Source organism: Streptomyces sp. 8L (assembly GCF_020176795.1).
Lineage (GTDB): Bacteria > Actinomycetota > Actinomycetes > Streptomycetales > Streptomycetaceae > Streptomyces.
Genome location: NZ_JAIUKE010000590.1, coordinates 1 through 6,125, shown reverse-complemented (window position 1 = coordinate 6,125; position 6,125 = coordinate 1). Strand labels below are relative to the sequence as shown.

Below are 6,125 nucleotides of genomic sequence, written 5' to 3'. Positions count from 1 at the left end.
CTCCTCCACCACCGGCCGCTTCCCCGCCCCCCACGGGGCGCGGAAGCGGGGGCCCGGCGCGTACCGGCTGGTGCGCACGGCCCCGGCCCCGGCCGCGCCCCCTGTGCTGGACGCGGCGCAGCGTGCGGTGGTTGACCACGGTGCCGGACCGCTGCTGGTGCTCGCGGGGCCCGGCACGGGCAAGACCACGACGCTGGTCGAGTCGGTCGCGGAGCGGATCGGGCGGGGCGCCGACCCGTCGCGGGTGCTGGTGCTCACCTTCAGCCGCAAGGCAGCGGTCGCGCTGCGCGACCGGATGACGGCCCGGCTCGGCGGGGCGCCCGCCCCGCAGGCGACGACGTTCCACTCGTTCTGTTACGCGTTGGTCCGCGCCCACCAGGACGCGGACCTCTTCAGGGAGCCGCTGCGGCTGCTCTCGGGTCCCGAGCAGGACGTCGCCGTGCGCGACCTGCTCGCCGGGCAGATCGAGCTCGCGCGCGAGGGGCGCTCCGCGGTGCGCTGGCCCGACGACCTGCGGGCGTGCCTGACGACACGCGGATTCGCCGACGAGGTACGGGCGGTCCTCGCGCGCAGCCGCGAACTCGGGCTCGGCCCCGACGCGCTCACGGCGTTCGCGGCGCGCGGCGGGCGCCCCGACTGGGCCGCCGCCGCGGCGTTCCTCGCCGAGTACCTGGACGTGCTGGACCTCCAGGGCGTGCTGGACTACGCGGAACTCGTGCACCGCGCCGCCCTGCTCGCCGAGCGCCCGGCGGCCGGCGCCCGGCTCGCGGCCTCCTACGACGCGGTGTTCGTGGACGAGTACCAGGACACCGACCCGGCGCAGGTCCGGCTCCTGCGCGCGCTGGCGGGCGGCGGGCGGACGCTCGTCGCGTTCGGCGACCCCGACCAGTCGATCTACGCGTTCCGCGGCGCGGACGTGGGCGGCATCCTCGACTTCCCGCGGGTCTTCCCGCGGCGCGACGGCACCGACGCGCCGGTCGCGGTCCTCACCCGCACCCGCCGCTCCGGCGCCCGCCTGCTGGCGGCCACCCGCGAGGTCGCCCGCAGGATGCCGCTGCCGCGCCTGCCCCAGCAGGCGGTACGGGCTCACCGCGAGCCGGAGCCGGTACGCGAGGGGGGCAGGGTCGAGGTGTACACCTACCCGACTCCGTCGACGGAGCTCGACAACATCGCCGACATCCTGCGCAGGGCGCATCTTGAAGACGGGCTGCCCTGGAGCGACATGGCGGTACTGGTGCGCGCGGGCGGACGCACGATCCCGTCGGTCCGGCGCGCCCTGGCGTCTGCGGGCGTCCCGCTGGAGGTGGACGGCGACGACGTGCCGCTGCGGCACGAGCCCGCGGTCGCACCGCTGCTCGCGGCACTGCGCGCGGCGGCGACGGCGGCACTCGGCGGACCGGGCGGGCCTGATGCGTCTGATGCGCCTGAGGTGTCCGACGTGGCTGATGTGCCTGATGTGCCGGGGGAGGCCGCCGGGGCTGCCGGGGCCGGTGTGTCCGCCACGCCGTCGGAGGAGGTCGCCGAGGCCGCCGAGCCCGCCGAGGGCGCCGAGGCCGCCGGTGTGTCCGCCACGCCCTCGGCCGGGAGCGCCGGGAGCGCCGACGTTCCCGGCGTACTCCCGACCGAGGTCGCGCTCACGCTGCTCACCTCGCCGCTCGGCGGCATGGACACCGCCGACCTGCGGCGCCTCGGTCGCGCCCTGCGGGACGACGAGCGCCTCGCGGGCAACCGGCTGCCCCCGCCGTCCGACGTCCTCCTCGCGCGCGCGCTCGCCGAGCCCGAGCGGCTCGTCACCCACGACCCCGCGTACGCGCGCGGTGCGCTGCGCCTCGGCGAGCTGCTGCGCAAGACCCGGGAACTCCTCGGCGGCGGCGGCACCGCGGAGGAGGCCCTGTGGATTCTGTGGAGCGGCACGCCCTGGCCCGACCGGCTGGAACGCGCCGCCCTGCGCGGCGGCCCCGGAGGCCGCAACGCGGACCGCGACCTCGACGCCGTCTGCGCGCTGTTCGACACCGCCGCCCGCGCCGAGGAGCGCACCGGCGGACGCGGCGCGCTCAACTTCCTCGAAGAGGTCGACGCGCAGGACATCGCCGCCGACACCCTCGGCCGCCGCGCCGCACGGCCCGACGCCGTACGCCTGATGACGGCCCACCGCTCCAAGGGCCTCGAATGGCGCCTGGTGGTCGTCGCCGGCGTACAGGACGGCCTCTGGCCCGATCTGCGCCGCAGGGGCTCCCTGCTGGAGGCGGACCGCATCGGCCGCGACGGCCTCGCGGAACCGCTCACTCCGGGTGCCCTGCTCACCGAGGAGCGCAGGCTGTTCTACGTCGCGACGACGCGCGCCCGCGACCGGCTGGTCGTCACCGCGGTCAAGTCTGCCGCGGACGACGGCGACCAGCCCTCCCGCTTCCTCGCCGAACTCGGCGTCGAGCCCCGCGACACGACGTCCAGGCCGCGCCGCCCCCTGGCTGTCGCGCCGCTGGTGGCGGAGTTGCGGGCGACGACCGTGGACCCGGACGCGAGCCCCGCCCTCAGGGACGCGGCGGCCCGCCGCCTCGCGCGCCTGGCCGCGCTCACCGACGAGGAGGGCACCGCGCTCGTCCCGGCCGCGCACCCGGACCGCTGGTGGGGCCTGTACGAGCCGACGCGCAGCGTCGTCCCGCTGCGGGAGCGGACCCAGCCCGTCGCGCTGTCCGGCAGTGCGCTCGACCAGCTCGCGAACACCTGCGCGCTCCAGTGGTTCCTCGGACGGGAGGTGAAGGCGGACGCGCCCGCCACCGCGGCGCAGGGCTTCGGCAACGTGCTGCACGTCCTCGCCGACGAGGTCGCCTCCGGCCGTACGCCCGCCGACCTCGCCGTCCTGATGGAGCGGCTCGACACCGTATGGGACGGCCTGGCCTTCGACGCCCCCTGGAAGTCGCGGCAGGAGAAGGACCAGGCACGCGCGGCGCTCGAACGCTTCCTGCGGTGGCACGCGACCGACCGCGGCGGACGGCGGGCGGTCGCCACGGAGCACGAGTTCGACGTGACCCTCGGCGCGGGGGAGTACGAGGTCCGCGTCCGGGGCTCCATGGACCGCGTCGAACAGGACGCGGAGGGGCGCGCGTACGTCGTCGACTTCAAGACGGGCAAGCAGGCGCCGACCAGGGACGAGGTGGCCCACCACGCGCAGCTGGCCGTGTACCAGCTGGCTGTGGGCGAGGGCGCGGTGGACGGCGCCTTCGAGGGGCGCCGCCCCGAGCCGGGCGGCGCGGAGCTCGTCCAGCTGCGGCAGCCCGCGCCGCTGCGGGAGGGCGGCGACGCGGCACCCAAGGTCCAGGCGCAGGAGCCACTGGAGGGCGACTGGGCCCCGAACCTGCTCGCCGAGGCGGCGGGACGCGTCCTGGACGAACGCTTCACCCCCACCCCGGGCGCCCACTGCTCCCACTGCGCGTTCCGCGCGTCGTGCAGCGCACAGCCGGAGGGGCGCCAGGTCGTGGAGTGAGGCCCTCCGGGGCGTGGCGTCCGTCCCCGCGGGTTGTCGGAGGGCGTGGCGTCCGTCCCCGCCGGTTGTCGGAGGCGGCGGTTAGCCTTCCTGGATGACCGCGCGCCTCACCGATCCCGAGCAGCTCAAGCAGCTCCTCGGAATCCCCTTCACCCCGGAGCAGACGGCGTGCATCACCGCGCCGCCCGCCCCGCAGGTGATCGTCGCGGGCGCGGGTTCCGGCAAGACGACCGTGATGGCGGCCCGCGTCGTGTGGCTGGTCGGCACCGGGCAGGTCGCGCCCGAGCAGGTCCTCGGGCTCACCTTCACGAACAAGGCGGCGGGCGAACTGGCGGAGCGGGTGCGCGGCGCGCTCGTCCGCGCCGGGGTCATCGACCCCGACGTGATCGACCCGGACGCCCCCGCGGGGGAGCCCCGCATCTCCACGTACCACGCCTTCGCCGGGCAGCTCCTGACCGACCACGGCCTGCGCATCGGGCTCGAACCGTCGTCCCGGCTGCTCGCCGACGCCACCCGCTTCCAGCTCGCCGCCCGCGTGCTGCGCGACGCGCCGGGACCGTACCCGATGCTCACCAAGACCCTCCCCGCCCTGGTCAGCGACCTGCTCGCGCTGGACGCCGAGCTGTCGGAGCACCTGGTTCCGCCCGAGAGCCTCGACGCCTACGACGCCCGGCTCCTCGGCGTCCTCGCCGGCGCCTCCCTCACCAACGCCGACCTGCGCAAGGTCCCTGAGGCGGCCGGCGCCCGCCGTGAACTGACCGGCCTGGTCCGCCGCTACCGCGAGGCGAAACGCGCGCGCGACCTCCTCGACTTCGGCGACCAGATCGCCCTGTCCGCCGAACTCGCCCTGACCCGCCCCGAGGTGGGCACCCTGCTGCGCGAGGAGTTCCGGGTCGTCCTGCTCGACGAGTACCAGGACACCTCCGTCGCCCAGCGCCGCCTGCTCGCCGGGCTCTTCGGCGGCGGAACGGGCCACGCCGTGACCGCCGTCGGGGACCCCTGCCAGGCGATCTACGGCTGGCGCGGCGCGTCCGTCGCCAACCTCGACGACTTCCCCGCGCACTTCCCGTACGAGGACGGAACGCCCGCCACCCGCTTCTCCCTCAGCGAGAACCGGCGCAGCGGCGGCCGTCTCCTCGACCTCGCCAACGACCTGGCGGCGCCGCTGCGCGCCCTGCACGCGGGCGTCGAGGCGCTGCGGCCGGCCCCGGGCGCGGAGCGCGACGGGAGCGTCCGCTGCGCGCTGCTGCCCACCCACGCGGAGGAGGTCGAGTGGCTCGCGGACTCGATCGCGCACCTGGTCAGGACGGGCAAGGCGCCCGGCGAGATCGCCGTGCTGTGCCGTACGGCGGGCGACTTCGCGACGATCCAGGGCGCCCTCGTCGCGCGCGACGTGCCGGTGGAGGTCGTCGGCCTGTCCGGTCTCGTCCACCTGCCGGAGGTCGCCGATCTGGTCGCCGTGTGCGAGGTGCTCCAGGACCCGGGCGCCAACGCGTCCCTCGTACGCCTGCTGACCGGCCCGCGCTGGCGCGTCGGCCCCCGCGACCTGGCGCTGCTCGGGCGGCGCGCACGGCTGCTCGTCCGTACGGCCTCCGCCGGCGACGGCGAGGACGCCCAGGCGCGCCGCGCCGCGGCCGTGGAGGGCACCGACCCGGCGGAGATCGTCTCGCTCGCCGACGCGCTGGACACCTTCGTCGACGGGGCGGGCGTGCCGGACGACGGCCTGCCGTTCTCGTCCGCCGCGCGCGTCCGGTTCGCGCGCCTCGCCCAGGAACTGCGGGAGCTGCGCAGGTCGCTCGCGGACCCGCTGATGGACGTCCTGCACCGGGTGCTCGCCACGACGGGCCTTGAGGTGGAGCTGTCCGCGTCCCCGCGGGCGCTGGCGGCCCGCCGTCGTGAGACGCTCGGCAACTTCCTGGACATGGCCGCGTCGTTCGCCGCCCTCGACGGCGAGGCGGGGCTGCTGGCCTTCCTCGGCTTCCTGCGGACGGCGGTGCAGTACGAGAAGGGCCTCGACAACGCCCTGCCCGGCGGCGAGAACACCGTCAAGGTCCTCACCGCGCACCGGGCGAAGGGCCTGGAGTGGGACGTCGTCGCCGTGCCCGGCCTGGTGGCTGGCCAGTTCCCGAGCACGAAGGCGCGCGAGGCGTGGACGTCCCAGGCGAAGGCGCTGCCGCACGCTCTGCGGGGCGACGCGGAGACGCTGCCCGCCGTCGAGGCGTGGACGGCGCGCGACATGAAGGCGTTCAAGGAGGCCCTCCGCGACCACCAGGAGACCGAGGAACTGCGCCTCGGCTATGTGGCGTTCACCCGCCCGCGGACCCTGCTCCTCGGCTCGGGCCACTGGTGGGGCCCCGGCCAGAAGCGCCGACGGGGCCCTTCGTCCTTCCTCACGGCGCTGTACGACCACTGCGCTGCGGGGCACGGCGAGATCGAGGCATGGGCGGACGAGCCGGAGAAGGACGCGGAGAACCCGTCACTGCGGGCCGGGGAGGCGGAGCCGACCCCCTGGCCGCTGCCGCTGGACGAGGAGTCGCTGCACCGCCGCCGCGAGGCGGCCCGTACGGTCCGCGCGTACCTGGAGGCCCTGCCGCCCGAGGGGGCGGCGGCGCCCCCGCCGGAGCCCCGGGCCCCGCGGGCC

At 76.4% G+C, this 6,125-nt stretch carries 2 protein-coding genes; both read left to right on the top strand.

Annotation, left to right across the window (positions count from 1 at the left end):
• Positions 1-70 precede the first annotated feature (70 nt).
• A complete protein-coding gene (locus LCE31_RS35110) occupies positions 71-3,484 on the top strand; it encodes an ATP-dependent helicase (protein WP_225021797.1) in 3,414 nt (1,137 codons plus the stop codon).
• A gap of 94 nt (positions 3,485-3,578) precedes the next feature.
• On the top strand, positions 3,579-6,125 hold a 2,547-nt coding region (locus LCE31_RS35105), incomplete at its 3' end, for an ATP-dependent helicase (RefSeq protein ID WP_225021795.1).